The sequence below is a fragment of the Bacillus sp. AF23 genome (assembly GCF_020861455.1).
Taxonomy (GTDB): Bacteria; Bacillota; Bacilli; order Bacillales; family Bacillaceae; genus Bacillus; species Bacillus halotolerans.
This window is the reverse complement of sequence record NZ_JAJHVY010000004.1, coordinates 1-19,844: the sequence shown is the minus strand read 5'-3', so window position 1 is coordinate 19,844 and position 19,844 is coordinate 1. Positions and strand designations below refer to the sequence as shown.

The 19,844-nt window shown below is 40.9% G+C and carries 18 protein-coding genes; 8 read left to right on the top strand and 10 right to left on the bottom strand.

What is annotated here, in order from left to right; all coding sequences use genetic code 11:
* Positions 1–77: 77 nt before the first annotated feature.
* The 5 genes from LNN34_RS00795 to LNN34_RS00775 all read right to left on the bottom strand — a co-directional run bounded on the left by LNN34_RS00795 (position 78) and on the right by LNN34_RS00775 (position 6,114).
* Positions 78–1,670, bottom strand: a complete 1,593-nt coding sequence (locus LNN34_RS00795) for an amidohydrolase (protein WP_229042534.1) — start codon at positions 1,668–1,670, stop codon at positions 78–80.
* Positions 1,671–1,689: 19 nt separating this feature from the next.
* Positions 1,690–3,279: an acyl-CoA synthetase MbcS gene (gene mbcS / locus LNN34_RS00790; protein ID WP_215510251.1), complete on the bottom strand. Its 1,590-nt coding sequence runs from the start codon at positions 3,277–3,279 to the stop codon at positions 1,690–1,692.
* A 178-nt stretch (positions 3,280–3,457) separates the two neighbouring features.
* Positions 3,458–3,667, bottom strand: coding sequence for an alpha type acid-soluble spore protein SspA (sspA, locus tag LNN34_RS00785; RefSeq protein WP_014114778.1), 210 nt, complete (start codon positions 3,665–3,667; stop codon positions 3,458–3,460).
* Between the two features lie 92 nt (positions 3,668–3,759).
* Positions 3,760–4,965, bottom strand: a complete 1,206-nt coding sequence (thiI, locus tag LNN34_RS00780) for a tRNA uracil 4-sulfurtransferase ThiI (protein WP_229042532.1) — start codon at positions 4,963–4,965, stop codon at positions 3,760–3,762.
* A 3-nt stretch (positions 4,966–4,968) separates the two neighbouring features.
* Complete coding sequence (locus tag LNN34_RS00775) at positions 4,969–6,114, bottom strand: cysteine desulfurase family protein (protein WP_229042530.1); 1,146 nt, start codon at positions 6,112–6,114, stop codon at positions 4,969–4,971.
* A gap of 192 nt (positions 6,115–6,306) precedes the next feature.
* Here LNN34_RS00775 and brnQ point away from each other — a divergent pair, with 192 nt between their 5' ends.
* Positions 6,307–7,647: a branched-chain amino acid transport system II carrier protein gene (brnQ, locus tag LNN34_RS00770; RefSeq protein ID WP_095714206.1), complete on the top strand. Its 1,341-nt coding sequence runs from the start codon at positions 6,307–6,309 to the stop codon at positions 7,645–7,647.
* A gap of 89 nt (positions 7,648–7,736) precedes the next feature.
* On the opposite strand, the gene ezrA is transcribed toward brnQ, so the two are convergent.
* A complete protein-coding gene (gene ezrA, locus LNN34_RS00765) occupies positions 7,737–9,425 on the bottom strand; it encodes a septation ring formation regulator EzrA (protein ID WP_044153843.1) in 1,689 nt (562 codons plus the stop codon).
* Positions 9,426–9,621: 196 nt separating this feature from the next.
* On the opposite strand from ezrA, the gene hisJ reads away from it, so the two are divergent.
* Positions 9,622–10,428, top strand: coding sequence for a histidinol-phosphatase HisJ (gene hisJ / locus LNN34_RS00760; protein WP_213417832.1), 807 nt, complete (start codon positions 9,622–9,624; stop codon positions 10,426–10,428).
* On the opposite strand, the gene refZ is transcribed toward hisJ, so the two are convergent.
* On the bottom strand, positions 10,412–11,047 hold the full coding sequence (gene refZ, locus LNN34_RS00755; RefSeq protein WP_010335311.1) for a transcriptional regulator RefZ: 636 nt from the start codon (positions 11,045–11,047) through the stop codon (positions 10,412–10,414). The two genes, hisJ and refZ, sit on opposite strands and share 17 nt — an antisense overlap.
* Positions 11,048–11,176: 129 nt before the next feature.
* On the opposite strand from refZ, the gene LNN34_RS00750 reads away from it, so the two are divergent.
* Positions 11,177–11,665: a GAF domain-containing protein gene (locus tag LNN34_RS00750; protein ID WP_024122502.1), complete on the top strand. Its 489-nt coding sequence runs from the start codon at positions 11,177–11,179 to the stop codon at positions 11,663–11,665.
* 44 nt (positions 11,666–11,709) lie between these two features.
* Here LNN34_RS00750 and LNN34_RS00745 read toward each other — a convergent pair whose 3' ends face one another.
* Entirely contained in the window at positions 11,710–13,452 is a 1,743-nt protein-coding gene (locus LNN34_RS00745; RefSeq protein WP_229042529.1) for a diguanylate cyclase domain-containing protein, read from the bottom strand.
* A 294-nt stretch (positions 13,453–13,746) separates the two neighbouring features.
* Between LNN34_RS00745 and rpsD the strand changes: the two genes are divergently transcribed.
* Positions 13,747–14,349, top strand: a complete 603-nt coding sequence (rpsD, locus tag LNN34_RS00740) for a 30S ribosomal protein S4 (RefSeq protein ID WP_024122504.1) — start codon at positions 13,747–13,749, stop codon at positions 14,347–14,349.
* 618 nt (positions 14,350–14,967) lie between these two features.
* Here the strand turns inward: rpsD and LNN34_RS00735 are convergent.
* Both LNN34_RS00735 and LNN34_RS00730 read right to left on the bottom strand, forming a co-directional pair.
* A complete protein-coding gene (locus tag LNN34_RS00735; protein ID WP_014479495.1) occupies positions 14,968–15,120 on the bottom strand; it encodes a PhrK family phosphatase-inhibitory pheromone in 153 nt (50 codons plus the stop codon).
* Positions 15,117–16,232, bottom strand: a complete 1,116-nt coding sequence (locus LNN34_RS00730; protein ID WP_059291842.1) for a Rap family tetratricopeptide repeat protein — start codon at positions 16,230–16,232, stop codon at positions 15,117–15,119. The genes LNN34_RS00735 and LNN34_RS00730 overlap by 4 nt, the downstream gene beginning before the upstream one ends.
* 347 nt (positions 16,233–16,579) lie before the next feature.
* On the opposite strand from LNN34_RS00730, the gene LNN34_RS00725 reads away from it, so the two are divergent.
* The 4 genes from LNN34_RS00725 to LNN34_RS00710 all read left to right on the top strand — a co-directional run bounded on the left by LNN34_RS00725 (position 16,580) and on the right by LNN34_RS00710 (position 19,774).
* A complete protein-coding gene (locus LNN34_RS00725) occupies positions 16,580–18,322 on the top strand; it encodes a T7SS effector LXG polymorphic toxin (RefSeq protein ID WP_229042527.1) in 1,743 nt (580 codons plus the stop codon).
* A 15-nt stretch (positions 18,323–18,337) separates the two neighbouring features.
* Positions 18,338–18,799: an SMI1/KNR4 family protein gene (locus LNN34_RS00720; protein WP_059291840.1), complete on the top strand. Its 462-nt coding sequence runs from the start codon at positions 18,338–18,340 to the stop codon at positions 18,797–18,799.
* Positions 18,800–18,990: 191 nt separating this feature from the next.
* On the top strand, positions 18,991–19,536 hold the full coding sequence (locus LNN34_RS00715; protein WP_069487061.1) for a hypothetical protein: 546 nt from the start codon (positions 18,991–18,993) through the stop codon (positions 19,534–19,536).
* Between the two features lie 49 nt (positions 19,537–19,585).
* Positions 19,586–19,774 carry a hypothetical protein gene (locus LNN34_RS00710; protein WP_059291838.1) on the top strand — a complete coding sequence of 63 codons (189 nt, stop codon included), beginning with the start codon at positions 19,586–19,588 and terminating at the stop codon, positions 19,772–19,774.
* Positions 19,775–19,844 lie beyond the last annotated feature (70 nt).

Sequence of the window (19,844 nt, the reverse complement as noted above, 5' to 3'; positions counted from 1 at the left end):
ATGGATATTTTAAGGAAAAATAAAGGCTGTCGAGATTTTCTCGACAGCCTGAGGACAGGCTATTCGCCTGTCCTTTTTTATTGTTGATTCTCATATACAATCTGACCGTTGATAACGGTTTTTTCTATCTTTAAAAGATGAAGCTGTTTCGGGTCAATTGTAAACGGATCTTCACTGAGGACGGTAAAATCTGCGTCATACCCTTCAGCTATTTTTCCCCGTGTCTGCTCTTTGTAAATGATCTCTGCACTTCCTGCTGTATAAAGCCTGATAGCTTCATATACTGTTAAACACTCGCTTTCGTTATAGCTCGGACCGTTCTGTTCGCGGCTGCTTGTCCGAAGCACCGCAGACTGAATGCCGAGAAGCGGCTCAACAGGCTCAATCGGAGCATCAGAACCCCCTGCACATAAAATGCCTTTAGAGATCAGTGTTTTCCAAGCAAAAGCTGTTTTCATACGGTCTTCTCCAAGACGGTCAATCACCCACGGAAAATCACTGGCGACAAAATGAGGCTGAAGATCAAGAGCAATCGGCATGCGTGCTGCTTTTTCAATCAGCTCATCATTCAGCACCTGAGCATGAATCAGACGATCATGCCGGCCGCTTTTTGGCGGATGCTGCTCGACAGCCTGCAGCACTTTTTCAAAGGCAAGGTCGCCGATGGCATGGACGGCAACCTCCATTCCTTTCTCTCTCGCTTTTTGAACGAGGCCGCTCAGTGTTTCATCACCATGGACTTGAACACCGTTTGTGGAAGGATCGTCATGATACGGTTCTTTTAACAAAGCTGTTCTCCCGCCAAGCGCTCCATCAGAAAATAGTTTCATCGCACCGAATTCAACGTACGGGCCAGACGGCTTCTTCATTTTCTCCCACCGATCAACCGCTTCATGATGAACGAGCAAATGACAGCGAAACGGATACTTTCCGCTTGCCGCAGCCGTCTCATAAGCTTTCATCGGAACGGACACATCGCCGTAATAAGACAAATCTTCCGAATGGCCGCCTGTCAGGCCTTTTGTCCAGCAATCCTGAATGGCCGCTGTAAGCGCCTGATCAACATAGTGCTGAGATACAGGCGGAACGGCTTGAAGGACCAGATCCTGCGCCTTATCAAACAGAAGCCCCGTCGGCTCGCCGTCTGCATCTCTGCCAATGACTCCGCCATCGGGATCAGGAGTGGCTTTTGAAATTCCTGCGGCTTGCAGCGCCGCAGAATTGACCGCTATTGCATGCCTGCATACCCGTTTGAGCAGGACGGGCCTGTCCGGGAATAAAGGATCAAGGTCATGCTTCGTCAAATAAGCCGGCTTCTCGAATTGATTTTCATTCCAGCCCTCTCCAATGAGCCAATCGTCTTCAGACAGGCTTTCTTCTCTTGCCTTCGCAGCCTGCAGCACAGCTTCTTTAGATGTAAACGAAGACAGATCAAGCTGGAGCTGTTTTTCTCCGTGCCCGATCAGATGCAAATGGCTGTCCACAAATCCTGGAAACATGACTGCTCCGTTCAAACTGATGTCTTTAGTTTCCGGTGAACTGTATTTCTTCTTCAGACTCTCATAGCTGCCGGTGCCTTTTATGACACCATCCTCAACATAAACAGCCTCCGTTTGGCGGCCTTCTTCGAGCATCGTATAAATGAAACCGCCGTGCCATATCGCCTTCATTCACGTTCACTCTCTTTCTTTACGCCTTTTTATTGGCTTTGAGCTGTTCTTCACGTTTTCTTAATTCCACTCGTCTGATTTTTGCAGAAGCCGTTTTCGGCAGGCTTTCGACAAATTCAATCTCTCTTGGATATTTGTATGGAGCCGTAATGGTCTTCACATGATTTTGCAGAACTTTGACAAGCTCATCACTGCGTTTTTCGTGATCTTGCAGGACAACGTATGCTTTAACGATGGAACCTCTTATTTCATCCGGGCTTGCGACAACAGCACATTCTTTGACTTCAGGGTGCTTCACGAGCGCGTCTTCCACTTCGAATGGCCCGATCGTGTAGCCGGAGCTGATAATGATATCGTCATTTCGGCTTTCAAACCAAAAGTAACCATCCTCATCTTTTCTTGCTCTGTCTCCTGTCAGGAAATAATCGCCGCGAATTTGTGTTTTCATTCTTTCCGGATCTTTAAAATATTCTTTAAAGAGCGCCGGGGTGCTGAGGTGAACAGCGATATCGCCAACCTCACCAGTTTTGCAGATTTCACCGTCTTCATTGATGATCTCTACCTGATTTCCCGGTGTTGGTTTTCCCATGCTTCCCGGTTTAATAGCCGTATCTTTCAAAACACCGACTAAGAGCGTGCTTTCTGTTTGGCCGTATCCGTCCCGTACCTTAATGCCGAAGTGCTTTTGGAAAACATCAATGACTTCACGGTTGAGCGGCTCGCCTGCAGAAACAGCGCTGTGAAGTGCAGAAAGATCAAAGCGGTCCAAGCCTTCGACCTTCGCCATTAAGCGGTATTCCGTCGGCGTACAGCAGAAAACATTTATTTTGTAACGATTTAAAAGCTCTAGATATTTTTCTGCTTTGAATCTGCCGTGGTACACAAAACCCGTTGCTCCGCTGCCAAGCACCGCTAAAAACGGACTCCATACCCACTTTTGCCAGCCAGGGGCAGCAGTTGCCCAGACGATATCCTTTTCAGAAATATCAAGCCAAGCGCCGGCAGACGTTTTTAAATGAGCAAATGCCCATCCATGTGTATGTACAACACCTTTCGGCTGACCTGTTGTCCCGGAAGTATAAGATAAGAAAGCCATATCATCTCTTGTTGTGTCAGCTGTTTTAAATTGGCTTCCGTCCGCTTCAATTGATAAGAGATTTTTCCAGCCGGCATCATTATCACCAATAGACAGTGTAATCAGTTTGTCAGCCGTACTGACATCACGGAAAGCGCCGATAAATTCGGAATAGACGATGGCGCCTTTTACCTCTGCATGTTCAATTCGGTATTCAAGATCCTTCGCGCGAAGCATTTCAGAGCACGGAATGACGACCATTCCAGATTTCAGGATAGCCAAATAAACGGCATAGGCTTCAAGCACCCGCGGAACCATTACAATCAGCTTGTCTCCCTTTTTAAATCCAAGATCAGCTAAGACGGCTCCGATTTTATTTGTTTCTTCCATCAGCTTTTCATACGACCATGATTCTTGTTTGCCCGACTCATCCTCCCATAGAAGAGCGGTTTTTTGTCCAGCGGAACTGAACTTTTCCATTTCATTCACTAAATTATATTGCATAGGGGCGATTAAATCTTCTCGTTTCAACACGAACAACTCCTCACTTTCTCCACCCATTATACATAAATACAGGCTCTTTCCGTAAGGATATGCCTAAAAACAACCTCTGTAAACATAGATTTTATAGGCCGCTGGTCCTTTTTTATATGTAAAAAATGAAAAGGAGTGGGGATTCCCCCACTCCAAAGCCATTATGTGAAATTGTAAATTAGAATTGTCCTCCGCCCATGTTTTGTTGAGCAAAAGATACAAGACGTTTTGTGATCTCTCCTCCAACAGAACCGTTAGCGCGAGAAGTCGTTTCTGCTCCAAGGTTTACACCGAATTCAGAAGCGATTTCCAATTTCATTTGGTCGATAGCTTGAGCAGCTCCTGGTACTAAAAGGTTGTTGCTGTTACCTGAGTTATTGTTAGCCATGTGTCTCACCTCCTTGTGAGTATAGAATGTGTTAAAACACATGGCTTCATACAGAAAATCTTTGGTAATTGTATACAGGAGCCGGCTCTTCGTTAAAAGAGTTCTGCGAATTTGTCGTTTGCTTCTTGTTCGCTATATAATGTCATTGTTTCAATGTGATCAACCGCCTCTTGAATCAGCGGTTCAAAATCCACAAAGCTCTCAAAGTGTTCGATTTTTTCTTTTTTCGGGCGTGTTTTCGGGCTTGGCGGCGTAAAGATCGTGCAGCAATCTTCAAATGGCTGGATGCTTGTTTCGTATGTGCCGATTTCCCGTGATATTTCGATGATTTCTGTTTTATCCATGGCGATTAACGGACGCAGAATAGGTGTAGACGTAACCGCATTAATCGCGTACATGCTTTCAAGCGTCTGGCTCGCTACCTGTCCGAGGCTTTCCCCCGTAATAATCGCGAGCCCGTTTCTTTTTTCTCTGATTCTGTCGGCAATTTGAAGCATTAAGCGGCGGGTTGCCGTCATCGTATAGTTTTCAGGAATTTGTTTTTGGATCAGCTCTTGCGTCTTTGTAAAGGGGACGATATGAAGCGTCATGCTTCCTCCGAAGCGAGACAGACACTTCGCTAAGTCCATCACTTTTTGTTTCGCACGTTCGCTTGTGTATGGCGGGCTGAAGAAATGGACAGCTTCTACTGAGAGTCCTCTTTTCATTGCGTAAAAACCGGCTACCGGGCTGTCAAAACCGCCGGAAAGCATCAGTATCGCTTTCCCTGCTGAACCGACAGGAAGTCCGCCGGCGCCTTTTTCATTGCGAATCGTCAAAAAGGTTGCTTCCTCCCTGATTTCAATTCTGAGCGGTATGTCTGGATTGCGGACATCAACTGTCAGCCCTTCTGTATTTCGCAAAATATGACCGCCGATTTCAGCGTTCATTTCATTCGTATCTAATTCAAACTGTTTATACGCTCTCTTCGTTTCGACTTTAAACGTATCACCAGGCTGATATTGATCCTTGATCGCCTGCAGGGCAGTTGTCTTAATATCATCAAGGCGGCTCTCACACTTAATGGCCAGACTGAAGCTTTGAATGCCAAACACCTGTTTCAAGTGTGGAAAAAGAGCCTCAGGGTCCACTCCATTTAATGTAATCGTCATACGATCCCGATTAGAAAAGTATTTTAATGTCGGATAGTCTTTCAGGACAAGCCTGACGTTTTGCTTTAAACGTTCAATAAAGCTTTTTCTGTTTTTTCCTTTGGTTGATATCTCCCCAAAACGAATTAATATATGATCGTAATTCATGTTCTACCTCATCATTTTTTTTAGTTTTTTGATGCCAGGCACAAGCGCGTTCATAAATGGCTCTGTCACATCGCTTGTCTGGCTGTAGTTTAAGCTGATTCTGATGCTGCTTCCGGCGATCTGCTCTCCCTTGCCCATCTGTAACAGAACTTTGCTCGGTTTATGTTCCTTTGCCGAGCAGGCTGATGTTGTTGAAACGAATATATCCTTTTCCTCCAGCATGTGCAAAAGCACCTCCGCTTTTATGCCCGGCACAGAGAAATTAATGATATGCGGAGCGCTATTGAATTGAGGCGTATTTAAGACAACACCGTCTGAATCACTCAGCCTTTTCATAAACAATTCCTTTGCGGCCTCCATTCTTTCAAGGTGATGATGATAATCATCAGCCGCAAGATTGATGGCTTTGGCCAGTGAAACCGCACCTGCTGTATGCTCGGTTCCTGCACGTATGCCTTTTTGCTGAGAGCCGCCTGTTATCAGCGGGATAAGACGCGTTCCTTCCTTTACTAAAAGTGCACCTGTCCCCTTCAGTCCGTGGAATTTATGGCCGGATATGGAACAAAGATCAATGCCGGCATTCTCGATCGTCAAGGGAACTTTAAAGATGCCTTGCACATAATCGACGTGAAACAGAATGTTCGGATACTGCTTCAGCACTTCTCCAGCCTCTTCAATCGGCTGCACGGAGCCAACTTCATTGTTCACATGCATCATGCTGACAAGCACGGTATCCGGCCGAATCGCATCTTTCAGTTCCTTAATGGACACAAATCCATCTTCATTTACTGAAAGATAAGTTACTTCAAACCCGAATAGCTCTGTCAGCTGCTCCAAAGATTCAGTAACGGACGGATGTTCGATAGAAGTGGCAATGATATGTTTGCCTGTTTTTATCTTTGACAAAGCGGCTCCTTTTAAAGCCACATTATTAGCTTCTGTAGCACCTGACGTAAATACAATATCATAATTCTTTAGGCCCAAGGCTCTTTTTATTTGATTTTTGGCTGCCTGAAGCAGCTGTTCCGTTTCGGCTCCATATCGGTGCAAAGATGAAGGATTGCCAAAATATCGGCTGCTAGTCTGTTCATAAACGTTCAAGACTTCATGATAAGGTTTGGTCGTTGAACTATTATCTAAATATATCATCTTTTTTTACTCCTTTATGAAAGCGGTACAAGGTATGATATTTATGTTACCATAACAAAATTTAATAGAAAATTACAAAAAGCTAGTATTGACTTCTAAATTTTTTACCATATAATAAGATTTGTTCGTTTCGTCATATTATCTGACAATTAATTGACAGAATATTTTAACATAATTATTAGGAGGATTTTCATGAAACACTCACTGCCTGTCAAAGATACCATTATTATTGGTTTCATGCTATTTGCGCTATTCTTTGGAGCAGGAAATATGATTTATCCGCCGGAACTTGGACAAGCAGCCGGACACAATGTCTGGAAAGCCATCGGCGGATTTTTACTGACCGGGGTTGGCCTGCCTCTTCTCGGAATTATCGCTATCGCATTAACCGGCAAGGATGCTAAAGGACTTGCTGATAAAGCTCACCCTGCATTCGGTACAGTATTTACTGTTGTGCTTTATTTATCAATCGGACCATTATTCGCCATCCCGAGAACAGGAACCGTTTCTTATGAAATTGGTGCAGTTCCGTTTCTGGCTGGCGTTCCTGAAAGACTGTCTTTATTAATTTTTACACTCATCTTTTTCGGCATTACTTACTATTTAGCACTAAACCCAACCAAAGTCGTGGATCGAATCGGAAAAATTCTTACTCCAATTAAATTCACAATTATTTTAGTGATTGTTCTCAAAGCGATTATCACGCCAATGGGCGGTTTAGGTGCAGTAACGGAAGCATATAAAGGAACACCGGTATTTAAAGGATTTTTGGAAGGCTACAAAACAATGGACGCGCTTGCTTCAATCGTATTTGGTGTTGTCGTTGTAAATGCTGTGAAAAGCAGAGGCGTTACACAATCAAAAGCTCTTGCGGCAGCTTGTATTAAAGCCGGAATAATTGCTGCATTAGGGCTGACATTCATTTATGTTTCTCTGGCCTACCTAGGTGCAACAAGCACAAACGCAATCGGGCCTGTTGGTGAAGGAGCTAAAATTTTATCAGCATCGTCCCATTATTTATTCGGTTCATTAGGAAATATCGTACTTGGATCAGCTATCACAGTCGCATGTTTAACCACAAGCGTTGGGCTTGTCACTTCTTGCGGCACATATTTTTCAAAGCTTATCCCTGCGTTATCATATAAAGTTGTCGTTACCATCGTCACTTTATTCAGCTTGATGATTTCTAATTTCGGGCTTGCTCAAATTATCGCTTTTTCAGTTCCTATTTTATCAGCTATTTATCCGCTTGCCATTGTCATTATCGTTCTTTCATTTATTGATAAGCTCTTTAAAGAAAGACGTGAAGTTTACATTGCATGCTTAATCGGTACAGGATTATTCAGTATTTTAGACGGAATAAAAGCAGCCGGCTTTTCGCTCGGAGCTCTAAATACGTTTTTAAATGACAATCTGCCGCTATACAGCCTTGGCATCGGCTGGGTGATTCCTGGAATCATCGCCGCCATTATCGGCTATATTCTTACCTTTTTCATCGGTACATCCAAACAGCAGCTTAAAGAAATAAGTTAATGTTATGGTCGCCTGCGTTACTGCGCAGGCGTTTTTTTAATAAAAAAGAGCCCGCTCATAAACTGCGGGCTCTTTTTTACGATCTGAATTTAAGCGGATAAATCAGCTTTTATTTTTTTCACAGCACCTGGCGCAGCTTTCTCTACAGCTGCAGCCGCAATTTCATAGGATTCTTCATAATCATAAGCGTAAAACCGTCTTTCCGCTTCTTTCAGCTGTTCAGATAAAATATGGTTCTGGCTTCTGAATCGGTTTCCGAACTGAATGATTTTTTCAATCAGCATAACCTGCTCTACCAGTTCCTCTGATTCCCGGCTTGCCCTGTTCACGATATCTTCCGCTTGTTTCAGATGGGCTCCGGCCTCCTCCATATTTAAAGGAATTTCGTTTAATTGATTGACCGTTTCTTGAATGTGATGATGCGCGTTTTCCAGCATCTCTTGAATATGACTCGGGATGCCCGGGATGTTGCTTGTCTTCAGCAGTCTTGCTGTTTCAGAAATTGTTTTTTTCAGATTGCCAAGCGTCTCTCTCGCCTGCAGTTCTTCTTTTCTAAGAGCCTGCAGCTTTTCACGGTAATCCGTATGGTCTTTTTTCACTTCTTCAATCTGCTTCTCAATTGATGCGACCTCTTCAACTAAAAGAGAGTAGGCGACATGCTCTGCATCCAGCTTATCTTTTACTGACGCAAGCAGCTTGCCGACTTCATCAATGCGCTTTTCAAAGGCCTGCTGTTTGCCTAGCTCACCAGCTGTCAGTCTGTAGCTTTCCTTCACCAGTTCAGTTTCCGCCTTTGTCTGCTCCTTCTCTTCTTTCAGCTTATCGTAAGCAATGATCAGCTCAGGCATTTTGCTTAACACAGATTGGCCTGCTTCAACTTCACCCTCGAGCTGCTGGTAAACAGATTGAATATTTTCGTCTATGAGCTGCAGTATGGCAGATGCTTCATCAATATCCAGCTCAGTCATCAAAACATGTTCTGCCCGTTTCAGCTGATTTGACAGATTTTCCAGCTCCTTATCAATCTGGATATGCTCAAGCTTATACCCTTTCTCTTTCATTTCGCGATATCCGTCTTTGAGCTTTGCAATCTGGCCCGGCAGCGTCTGCTTGCAGTCGGCTAACAGTTTCGGCACATCATCTATGTACGACTGAAGCCGTTCTAGATTGCGGTCCTGCTCAAGGAGAACTTTTCTTGCAGTAATATAGTTCCCGCCCTCTGTCTCTTCTTCAAACTGTTTGATCCCGCTCCAAATCTCGTCAAGATCTGCTTCAAGGCTGTCATAAAGCTCTCCGTAAAGGTGGCTGTATGCCAGCAGGTTTTTTCGGGACTTTGAGTAGCGTTCTCTTACCTGTTCAATCTCTTCGCGGCTCTTTTCTTCACTTGTGACGAGATTGCTGATTTCCCGGAGTATCTTTTCAATGTTCGATTCCGCCGCTGTCAGGAGATCGTCGATATGAACGAGCACTTGATTGGCTTTTTTAAACCGGTATTTGTCCGCGCATTCTTCGGCATCATAAAGGAGCTCTTCAACTTTCGGCATATGGGCAGTGACAATCTCATCCCATTCTTCACGCCATTTCTCAAAGAACTCTTCTGTCTGCCCCGTCATTTTCAGATGTTTAATTTTGGACATTTCTTCCACTATCGATCGATTGAGAATTTCAATCTTCCAAGATTCCAAACGATCAATTTCCGTGTAGATTTTTTTCCTGAAAAAGTAGCCCGCCGCAAACAGCGCGAGCAGTACAATTAATAATCCAATGACAAACTCCATAATGAGCCCCCTTGCTGTTAACCTTAATCTGTCAGGGTGTTTTATTTATTCAGAAAGATTTCAGGATATGTATTGAGAAAAACTGTCGTTTTCATTGTTATTATGATACCATGTAACCAACATTTTTTGAGCAGAAATCAAAAACTTTTTGTGCAAAATCGGCAGGATTTGACTATTTTTTCACGGGGTGACACCAATGCTAAAGCGAGACGGACATATTCACACACCATTTTGCCCTCACGGAACAACAGACACACTCAGACAATATGCGGAGGAAGCGATAAAAAAAGGCTTTCAATCAATTACGTTTACAGAGCACGCTCCTTTGCCTCCCTCTTTTACCGATCCGACACCGCAAAAAGACAGCGCGATGGCGCAAGCCTCTTTGGAACGCTACATTAATGAAATTTCCGGATTAAAAAAAGAATATCGCGGACAGCTTGACATACGGACCGGGCTTGAGGTCGATTATATTGCTGAATACGAAGATGAAATCAAATCGTTTCTGAATACATACGGCCCATTTTTAGATGACAGCATCTTATCCGTTCATTTTTTGCGCACAGGCTCGTCTTATCTGTGCCTCGACTATGATGAGCATACATTTAAAAAGCTGATCTCAGAGTGCGGAAGCATCGAAGCTGTATATGAACTGTATTACCGCAGCATTTATTCTTCTATTGTAGCATCTCTCGGCGCCTATAAGCCAAAAAGAGTCGGTCACATCACACTCGTTAAAAAATTCATCAGGCTGTTTCCTTATAAAATGTCCGATCATATTCACAGACTTGCTTCTGAGTGCCTGAACGCTGTCAAGGAAAACGGAATGGAGCTCGACTTTAATACATCAGGTCTGAGAAAAACATACGCGGGGGATATTTATCTGGAGGATTGGATGATTGAGGCGGCGAAGCAAAAAAACATCCCGCTTGTATTCGGGTCTGATGCCCATCAAGCGGGTGATGTCGGATACGCGTATGAGAAATTTACTGAACTGCGCTAATTTGTGACCGCATGTCTCCTGTCCGGAATACGCTTCTGATCCAAATCTTGATTTCCTCAAAATACATTTTATAAAAGTACGGCTCGTGCGGCTGCATATAGAGCACTTCTGAAATATATTGAGGCTGGAGATAGGGCATCATCAAGAGAGATTTTAATTGAAGAATAAAATGAGGCAGCGGCAGCGTTAAATGTTCTCGCTGTTTTTCTCCTTCCTCAATAATCAGCTGGAAGATATACTTTTCCTTCATCAGGTACGTCGACATTATTTCCCTTATTAAAGTCGAATCAATGGTGACTTCCCGGTAGACAAACCGAGTTAATTGACGATTGTTATGCTGATAGGATAAAATATCGAAAACCAATTGGAGAAGCTGTTCCTGCGTGCTTTGAAAAGAGATGTTGCCTGCCGCTGTTTCAAGTGTTTTATTGTAGCCTTCGTAAAACTCTGAAACTAAGTGTTCCATCAAACCTCCTTTGCCTTTAAAATAGTAGGAGATGTGCGCAACATTTACATCAGCTGACTTTGCAATTTCACGGACAGATGTGCCAGAAAATCCTTTTTGGTTAAAGAGCATGACAGCAGATTCAATAATTTTGTCTTTGGTGCTTACTTTCATACCGGCTCACTCCTTCCTCTTGTTACAAATTCAAGGCGGAGACCGGCTGTTCCTGTAAGAACTTATCGACAAATGCCGGCAGAAAAGCCGGGATTTTGTTTTATATTATAGAAAAAGTGAGGGTTTTCCATGTTTCATGTCGAACAACAATCTGGAGATAAAGAAAAAGACTATCAGCTTCTGCTCAAACAGCTCGAAGCCATAACAGAAGACGAAACAGACCAAATTGCAAACTACGCAAATGCGTCAGCACTGCTTTATCATTCATTGCCTGAGGTCAACTGGGCCGGTTTCTATTTTGCTAAAGAAGGGGAAGGACAGCTTGTGTTAGGGCCATTTCAAGGTCTGCCGGCATGTGTCCGTATTCCTTTCGGCAAAGGCGTTTGCGGAACAGCATATGCAAACGGAAAAGCAGAGCGAGTTGCGGATGTAAACGCATTTCCGGGACATATCGCCTGTGATGCAGCATCTCAATCAGAAATTGTGCTTCCGATTCATGTAGACGGAAACCTAGTCGGCGTTTTGGACATTGACAGCCCTGTCAAAAACCGATTTGATGAGATCGATGAAAAGTATCTTACACAATTTGCAGAAATCCTTGAAAAAGCTTTAGTGTAGAGCATACAGCAAAAGCCCAAAACATGTAGCGTTTTGGGCTTTTTTCATTTTATCGACTCGTGAATCATCAAACGGTTTTTCCCGCTGCGTTTCGCGGTGTAAAGCGCTTCGTCGGCCTCGTGAACAAGCTCCTTCAAGGATTTTTTCGATTCTGAGTCCCAGCAGGAGATTCCGCATGAAATCGTCACCTCAGGCTTCGTACTTTTTCTCACCGCACAAACAAGCCTTTCGGTAATCCGTTTCCCGACAGCAACCGTCACATTCGGAAGGTAAACCGCCAGCTCCTCGCCCCCCCAGCGGGCGCCGACATCATGCTTTCGGATATTGCTTTTGATAACGGAAGCGACCTGTATTAAAATCTCGTCCCCTGTCTGATGTCCGTACGTATCATTTACATTTTTAAAATTATCAATATCAACAAGAATAAAAACGCCTTTTTGATGAATTTTCATGCTGTATTGGATTTTTTCATCTAAATAGACTCTTGAATACAGCTCTGTCAGCTGATCCGTTTTCACAAGATGCTCAAGGCGGTCGCGAAGCATCGAATTGGTCACAGCCAGCGTTGCGTGATGAATCAGCGCTTGGAACAGCTTGTACATTTCAAATGTAAAAGCGTACATTTCCTTTTTCAGCAAAACGGCAAATCCCAGGAGCTGGTCATTCTCCATCATCGGAACAGCCATAAGTGAACCGTATCCGGCTTTTCCAAACACAGACTGTCCATTTCCGATAAAAACGCCATTCTCACCTTCGTACAGTTTTTCTTTTATTTCATTATATATATCAGACGACTTCGTTTCTTTAAAAAATGCTGTGCTCCCGGGAAGCAGTGTCTGATGTTCAAAATGGTCAATATGGAAAAAACCCACTTCTTCAGCATGAAATGATTCAGCCATTCTCACAGCAAGATCGTTCATCGTATCCGTCAGCGTCAGCCGCTGGTTGAGACGGCGCGATGTTTCATTAATTAATTCCAAGTTTGCAATACTTGTTTTGGATTGTTCATAGAGCTGGGCATTTTCAAACGCCTTTCCCGCGGCATTTGCTATCAGTGACATTTCATCAAGGTACACGTCGGTAAGAGGACTGTCTCCCGCCCCACCTGCCATCAGAACGCCGTACGTTCCCTGCTGCCCTTTAATTGGAATGTAAGCGACCGTTTCATTTTTCCGCAAAATGTCCCCGGATAGATAGACTTTAAGCGCAAAGGAATCGGCATCTTCCTCTTCCATATACAGTTCCTTTGCAGGAACACCTATACATTGGTCCTGATCATGAGAAATAAACAGAGAAAATTGAAACAGGGGAAACGTGGTGTGTAAGCTTTCAAGAAGCTTCTTTAACACTTCCGTCTGATCGAGCAGCGAATGGAACAGTTCTGTCATCTTGTATATCTTTTTTTGATAGATTGTTTTGATATAAAGTCTTTCCTGTTTCATTGACTGATTCAAAAAAGAAGAAATCAAATCCGGAAGCTCTTCCGGAAACACTCCGTCCTGCCTGCATGTTAAATGAAAGCTCCTGCCGGAGACATGATCCTCGATAACATAAAATGAAGCATTTATTTTCGATGCAGAAAAATGCACTTCATCCTCTGTCATTTGTGCCATGCGATCAGATGGAGACGGTATAAGGGATACGCAAAGTGATGGAAAATATGTTTGAATAGCCGATGTCAGCCATATAAGAGAGTCGGTGAATGAGACCTTTACAGATTTGGTTAATAAAAAATCGAGCATATGATAACGAAAGGCGGGTAATTGATCTTTTGTTTGTTCTATCATGTTTTATCACCTAAAAAGTTCACCACTAATTTTTGTTTATTATATCATAAACAGCAAAGCGATAATGGATGAATGGTTGACTTCAAAACAAATAAATTATATAATGACCTTTGTGTGAAATATTGCAGCCTTTTTGTTCAGCTTCTATGTTTTCATTTTGTTCCTTATCAGTAAGGTGTATCGTGTAACTCTCTGCTGCTGGAGCGAGGATACATGAAAACAAAATGTTCATGGTCGAATAGAACAGACGGTTTTTATTTTCCACAAAAATAAAACCAAAGGAGGAGTCACATTATGGCTCGCTATACAGGTCCATCTTGGAAACTGTCCCGCCGTCTAGGAATATCTCTTAGCGGAACAGGAAAAGAATTAGAAAAACGCCCTTACGCTCCAGGTCCACACGGCCCAGGACAACGTAAAAAATTATCAGAATACGGTTTGCAATTGCAAGAAAAGCAAAAGCTTCGTCACATGTACGGTGTAAACGAACGTCAATTCCGCACATTGTTTGACAAAGCTGCAAAAATGACTGGTAAACACGGCGAAAACTTCATGATTCTTTTAGATTCTCGTCTTGATAACGTTGTGTACAAGCTAGGTTTAGCGCGTACTCGCCGTCAAGCTCGCCAATTGGTTAACCATGGCCACATTACTGTAGACGGAAGCCGCGTTGACATCCCGTCTTACCAAGTAAAAGCTGGTCAAACAATCGGTGTTCGCGAAAAATCAAGAAACCTTTCTATCATCAAAGAATCTGTTGAAGTAAACAACTTCGTTCCTGAATACCTTACTTTCGACGCTGAAAAGCTTGAAGGTACATTCACTCGTCTTCCAGAGCGTTCTGAACTTGCTCCGGAAATTAACGAAGCGCTTATCGTTGAGTTCTACTCTCGTTAATTGAAGTGCTCTTTAAAGAGCATTCACCTAAACCCTAGAAACCTTGATAAATCAACGTTTCTAGGGTTTTTCTTTTATATTCTGCTATGTAGAATTGTGTATTCTTCCATAATTATTTGGGGGAGGTTTGGAGGCATAAAAAATTTTGGACGGACGCTTCTCCCCTTTCATATAATAACTTTTTTATTGGTATACTCGATGGCCACATTCACAAATAAAGTGTACATGCTTGTTCCCATTCCAGTTACAAACATAATTAGTTGATTTTTTTTGACATGAAGGGCAAGTTACACCAGGTTTAATGCTAGGTTCGCCGTCATGCTGTTCATAAACCTCTAATACATCATCAAACATTTTGAGTACTCTTTTTAGTTCCTCATCAAGTTCTTTTGTATTTATCTCCTTGCTCATCTTTTTCACCTCACACTTAATAGCCTAAATGCTTATCTAATACAAAAAAGCCCATTATAGGGCTGCTATTTAGAGATCTGCTTTTTTACGCTGACGGGGTCTGATAATAAGATACAACTCCTATTATTGCTAACACGATGAATACGGCTAGGATGCTCCACAATGTTATTTTAACGCCTTTTGTCATGTTATGCCCCTCACTTTTTATCAAGTTCCAACTGGTCTCTCTGCGATTTGAATATCAGTTCCGACTGGTTTTTCACTAAATTGAATGTCTGACTGAGTAAACAAACTAGCGCCAGCAGCTAACCCACTTAAGATAATAGCTGTAACAGACACACGAAGTATTAATCTTTTCATCCTATTCCCTCCAACTGCCTCATTTTCTTTTCGGCTAAAATAGCTCGCTTAGAAAATTCAAGAGCATCCTTATAACATTCTTTCTCCTCGCAGTACTGAGAGATAATCAAGGAAAGATCAAGAACACTGTCTAAGTCATTCTTTTCTTGAAGGAAATGAATGTAACTCCAACATTGCTCAATGGTTTCGTTTTGATTATCTTGAAGAAGTGCATAAATGATGTTTATTTTAGCCTCATACACTTTATTCTCTTTCTGGGTTAAATTTTCCTGTCCTTTTTTGTAATAATATACAGCTTTATCTTTTTGACCCATAAGGAATAACTCTTTGGTAGCCATGTAAAGAGAGTTAATGTAATAAACCGATTGTCTCCACTCTTTATTTCTTATGGATTTTCTCAGTGCGTTGAGACAGTCTTGGGATCTGTTTGCTGCTGAGTATGTAATACTTAAATTGTGATGGATTTGCGCTTCGAAAAATTTATCATCAAGCTCTTTTGAAATTCTAATTGCTTGGAAATAAGCTTCTTCAGCTTTATCAAATTGGCCAAGATCTGTATAGTTAGTTCCTACAACCATAAGTGCAGTTGCATACTTCCTTTTGTAATTTTCATTCCCTTTATAAATGTTGAGTGCGTTGTTTATATAATTTAATGAAACAATACTTTGTCGGAGCATCATGTACATTGATGCCACTTTAGAATAAAATTCAGCAGCTTCAATTTCATCAGGAATAATGGATAACTTTTTCTCAGCAATTTTAAATAAGCTTATGGCATTCTCGAAGTTTCGATTATAGGATTCGTATAACGCTTCAAACAAAAAGAAATAGTACTCTATCATGTTATCTGTTTTTTGAATTTCTCTCGCATGCCTTTTGTTGAAGTATGAATGTTTAGGAAAGTCTGTTCCTTTTACTTGATACATCATCATTTTATGTCTTTCTTCAAGTAGAGAGTAATACATCAATACTTCCTGATCTTCTTCCATGTCATCAAATAAAGATCTGACTTCTTTAAAATATTTTTCAGCAGTCTCAACATTTTGCTGTTTAATAGCCATATACCATTCATTTAAGTAATTAGCAACATATTCAGAAGCAAGTTTACTCATAATAAACCCCTCTTTCTGTCAAAATTCTAAATTATCAAACAAATGTTAACACAACTTTAACATTAAATGTAATATATAGAAAAAATTTTCGACATAGCGCAATCCTGCTTTCGTGATGACGCAATTAAACTCAAGGGATAATATACCTAATTTTCAAGATACGAAAGAACAGATTGCCTAGGTCTTGTATATCGATTATAAGGAAATGTCCTTTCTCAGACAATCAATTGAGTAAAAATAACTATTTCCATTGGAGGATTTCTGGTATTTGGCCGATCTTAAAGCCGTTAACTCTCCTAAAATATGGTAAAATTTTGAGTATTGAGTGTCAGAAAAAGGAGAATGGTATGAAGGTATTTGAAGCAAAATCATTACTTTCTGAAGCGGATAAACGTGCAAAAGAGTACAAGGAACTCAGATCACAAATGGTTAAGCTCAGAAAAGCATTTAAAGACGTAGCCAACTTGGATGACAGCGAGTTTTCAGGTAAGGGTGCAGACAACATTAAAGCATTTTATCATGATCATGTCGGCGTTACAGACCAATGGATCGATCTAATTGACATGAAAATTGCTTTCCTTACAAGTATCTCTGGAGTTATAGAGGAAGCCAGCTTGTCAGATGCATACGTCGAGGAGTCTTTTTTAGAGCATGAACTTGCAAATGCTTATAAAAAATCAAAGGCTATTATGTCCGAACAGAAGAAAGCAATGAAGGACATTCTGAACGATATTGACGATATCCTACCACTTGATTTGTTTTCAACAGAAAACTTTAAAGATGAACTTGCCAGTGCAGATAAGAAACGTGAAAAAACAATTGATAAAATTGGAGAAGTAGATGATGATTTAACAACTGAATATGCATTAACAGAACCAAACGAACAATTCATTCAGCAAGATTTTAAAAAGCTGCAGGAATCAACAGGCAAAGGGAAAAACGCCAAAGCGTACAGAGAAAGTGACATACATAAGAAAAAAGGCGATATTGAAAAACATACTGAAGCTTATTTGACAATTAAGAAGAAGGAAGAAAAAGAACAAGAAATCGAAAAGCTGAAAGAAAGACTGAAAAATTACGACTATGCTGATGCAGATGAATTCTATTCAATGGCTAAAACTATTGGTTACGATAACCTAACAGAGGATCAGCAAAGATATTTCACACAGATTGAAAACACACGTGAGTTGATGGCCGGAGCCAAAGGTACTGTTACAGCTCTTTATGATATGACAGCTGAAACATTAGACTATATGGCACATAATCATCCTGTCGACATGTTTATTAATTCTGCAGTTGCAGTTTATCACTATGATTCCACGTTTAATTCAATTAAAGATGCAATAATAACCTCCTATGTTAGAGATGTAAAGAACGGAGACACAGAATCAAAGGCTCACTGGTTTACATATGCAGCAGTAAACATCTTTGGTTTAAAAGGTGCTGGTTCAGTTGCTAAAATTGGAGTGAAAACAGCCGGAAAAGCAGCAGTTAAAAAAGCGTCTAAAAAACTGGATGAAACTCCTGATCCACTAACAGCAATCAAACCGTTTGTCATGCAAGAAGATGTTGTTGTAGCAGGCGGCATGCCTTATAATGTCATCAATGATGTGAGCGCAAAAGACAGGCTGCTTCAGCTTGCTAAAAAATTAGATGAAACAAGAAAGCCATTTACAGGTCAGAAAGTAAATGTCCCTTGGTTAAATAAAGAAAAGTATGGTGCTTATGAGGTTAAGGGCAAGGTAAAAGTAAAAGGAAATATCAAAGATGTAAGCCGAAGAGTTTATACAATGAAAGATATCGATATTAATCAAAAAGATCGTAAAGGTCGAACAAACCTTGAATTAATGAAAGACGGTAAGGCACCTCTAGCCAAAGACGGTACAAAAATCAATTTGCACCATTTAATTCAGGAAGAACCTGGAAATATTGTTGAAATTCCAAACAGTTTACACACAAAATATAGTGAGGTCATACATAAACTTAAAACTGATGGAGAGAGTTTTAGAAATGATCCAGAATTGAAAGTTCAATATGAATATTTTAGAGCGAGATATTGGAAATGGAGAGCCACTCAATATACAGAGTAAGAGAGGTTGGTAAAAATGGAACTATACACGCAAGTGGAACAGTTTTTAGATGAAAATGCAAAAGATAAAGATTTCACAGGAGGAATTGGAGAGGACAAAATCTCTAAAATAGAACAAGATCTTAAAGTGAAACTTCCAGAGAGCTATAAATGGTTTCTGAGGAACTATGGTTCTGGTGGAGTTTATGGAATTGATATTCTTGGCTATGATTTTGGAGGCCCATCAGTTGTTGAATATACCAACGAGTATCAAGAACACTATAAGTTAACCAAAGGACTTGTTGTAATAGAGGATGTTGATTACTTTGCATATTGTCTAGATACCAATAAGATGAATAATGAAGAATGTCCTGTATTTACGTGGGATAGAGTAATTGGTTACCAAGAAGTTGTTGCGGATAATTTTATTGAATTTTTCTTCGATAAGCTTCAACGAATGAAAGACAACTGGGAAGAAGATGAAGAATGGGACAATTAAGTCAAAAGAATTGCAATTTAGAGCCCCTCATTATATGAGAGGCTTTTTTATTACTTCAATTTCGCTTCAAGTTTCGCTTTTGTTTTCGGTTCCAAAATGTTATCCTGACTAATCCTCTGTTTAGGATAGAAAATTACACTCATTTCGTTTTAAAATGAAAATGTTAGATCTTTAAACAACTGGAGGTTTTTATGATTTTATTTATGGGATTTCTCTCGATATTATCTGCAATTGGTATCGTAACTGGGGTAATTTTTTTATTCTTCAAAAAAACAAGAAAAAAAGGAATATGGATATTGCCAATAAGCTTATTACTATCCATCTGTGGATTTACTTATATGGCTCAATCAGATAATTCGCCAACTGAGAAAAAATCCGTTACCTCAAGCACCTCTCAGCAAGATGGACTGGGCGATATTTCAACTGAGGAAAAGCAGCAACAGATTAGAAAAGAAGCTGAAGATGCTGATTTCAAAAAAATCAATGTTGAGGACCCTCCAGATAAAATAGTTCGTATCAAAGGAGAAGTTTCTGCAATCGAAAATGCCGAAGCTGGAGGAAAATTTATTATTTCATCTAAAGAGAAAAATGGGTATGGTGTTTATAATGTTTTTGCGCTATTCCCTACAAAGTTAAAGGAGAACCAAACCATTATTCTTTATGGATCAGTTCAGAAGGAAAAAGCTGAAAATGGAGGACCACTAATAACTGGTCTATTTTATGACAAAACCAACTAATACTTACAATTGTTTTTTCGATGTACCTAGCTCTAGGAGTTGATATTGTGTGACTGATTTTGAGCACAAGTTATATCAAATCTTTGTTAATATGCGTCTATACGGAAAGAATCCAACTCTTCCCGAACTGAAAAGAAAGACTGGGAAAAGCGAACAGGAAATACGGGATGCCACAAAAAGCCTAATCCGCAAAGGAACTCTTTCATGGGATGAAGAAAAGAAAATATGGATTATTTAAAAAGCCCAACTCATATGGGGACTGACCCCATAAGATGAGACAAATAAAAAACACCTTCAAGTTTGAAAAC